The sequence below is a fragment of the Sphingobium olei genome (genome assembly GCF_042678845.1).
GTDB lineage: Bacteria > Pseudomonadota > Alphaproteobacteria > Sphingomonadales > Sphingomonadaceae > Sphingobium > Sphingobium olei.
In genome coordinates, this window is record NZ_JBHTLS010000034.1 from 1 (window position 1) to 1062 (window position 1062).

Below are 1062 nucleotides of genomic sequence, written 5' to 3' on the forward strand. Positions count from 1 at the left end.
ATCTCAAACTGCGCGCGATCAGCTCGGAATGCTGCGCGGACAATTCTCGGAACGCTGCGCGCGATTAAATCGGAAGCCCGCGCGCCATCAAATCGGAATGGTGCGCGCGATGACCTCGGAATCCGCAACCACCGTCGTCATACAAGGCCGGAAGCACTGTCCAGCCCTCGTTCTTCTGGCTCAAGGCGTAGGCGGCGCAGGCCTCCCGCTGTGCGTCCAGGCTGTTGAACGCCATGTCCAGCCCCTCCTCGGTGGACTTGCGGGTGTAGATGGCGCAGCGCAGCCGACGCTTCTGGTTCATGGCCGCAGACCGAAGAAGCGTGGACCGGACCAGTGTGCGCCAGTGATATGCCGCGCGAGGGCAGAGAGCGAGGCGAAGCTCTGCCCCCTGTAGCTGCAGCGGCCTTTCTCCTCCATCAGCACATGGTGCGTGACGCCGCCCCACTCCCGAACCAGCTGTGTGCCTGATGGAGGGATGAGAGTGGCGGCGGTACGACCTCCACCGGGACCCGCTCCGCTTATCAGCCTCTGTCGCATCCGCTCGCCGGTTCCGCCCTGCGCTGAGCATTGGAGGTCAAAGGCAAGCGAGCGGGCAAGCAGGCTGGCAGCGACCAGCGGGGGCTCCTCTCCATGGACCCGCCGCCATTCCGCCTTGAGCTCAGTTGGCTTCATCGCTGCCAGAACAGCGACATGCGTCTCAACCTTCGCCATCAGGCCTGCGCCAGATGATAGCAGGTGACATCCCCGCGCTTGCGTCGGTCGATGTCGTGGCCCTTCTTCCGCAGGCCCGTCAGTGCGGCGCGCGTCGTGTGCGGCAGCCAGCTGGTGGCGCTGGTCAACTCATCCAGTGTGGCGCCGCCTTCACGCTCCAGCATCGCAAGCACGAGGGCGGCCTTGGTTTGCGCTTTGTCCCGAGGCGCAGGCTTGGGGGGCAGGTGTCGCGCGACATTCAGGTTGAGAAAGCGCGACAAACAAGATGAGAATCCTGCGTTCCGGGATTGGCGAAGGGCGTAGCCCGTAGCCGATGCCGGAACGCAGGAGGCGCCTTTTGAAGGGTGCCTG

Annotated in this window: 3 protein-coding genes; all 3 read right to left on the reverse strand. The window is 64.7% G+C overall.

Annotated features, from left to right (window positions below):
- Positions 1 to 64: 64 nt before the first annotated feature.
- The 3 genes from ACFQ24_RS03875 to ACFQ24_RS03885 are packed head-to-tail and all read right to left on the reverse strand — an operon-like array spanning position 65 to position 971.
- The gene (locus ACFQ24_RS03875; protein WP_449325443.1) at positions 65 to 301 is read right to left on the reverse strand and encodes a recombinase family protein; all 237 of its coding nucleotides are present in this window, start codon (positions 299 to 301) and stop codon (positions 65 to 67) included.
- Complete coding sequence (locus tag ACFQ24_RS03880; RefSeq protein ID WP_380909142.1) at positions 298 to 711, reverse strand: DUF2924 domain-containing protein; 414 nt, start codon at positions 709 to 711, stop codon at positions 298 to 300. The genes ACFQ24_RS03875 and ACFQ24_RS03880 overlap by 4 nt, the downstream gene beginning before the upstream one ends.
- Positions 711 to 971, reverse strand: a complete 261-nt coding sequence (locus ACFQ24_RS03885; RefSeq protein WP_380909144.1) for a DUF3489 domain-containing protein — start codon at positions 969 to 971, stop codon at positions 711 to 713. Before ACFQ24_RS03885 ends, ACFQ24_RS03880 begins: the two co-directional genes overlap by 1 nt.
- Between the last annotated feature and the right edge of the window lie 91 nt (positions 972 to 1062).

What these genes read in the sequence shown, in the direction of transcription:
- ACFQ24_RS03875 (WP_449325443.1), bottom strand. Translation starts at nt 301, where the DNA reads ATGAACCAGAAGCGTCGGCTGCGCTGCGCCATCTACACCCGCAAGTCC.
- ACFQ24_RS03880 (WP_380909142.1), bottom strand. Translation starts at nt 711, where the DNA reads ATGGCGAAGGTTGAGACGCATGTCGCTGTTCTGGCAGCGATGAAGCCA.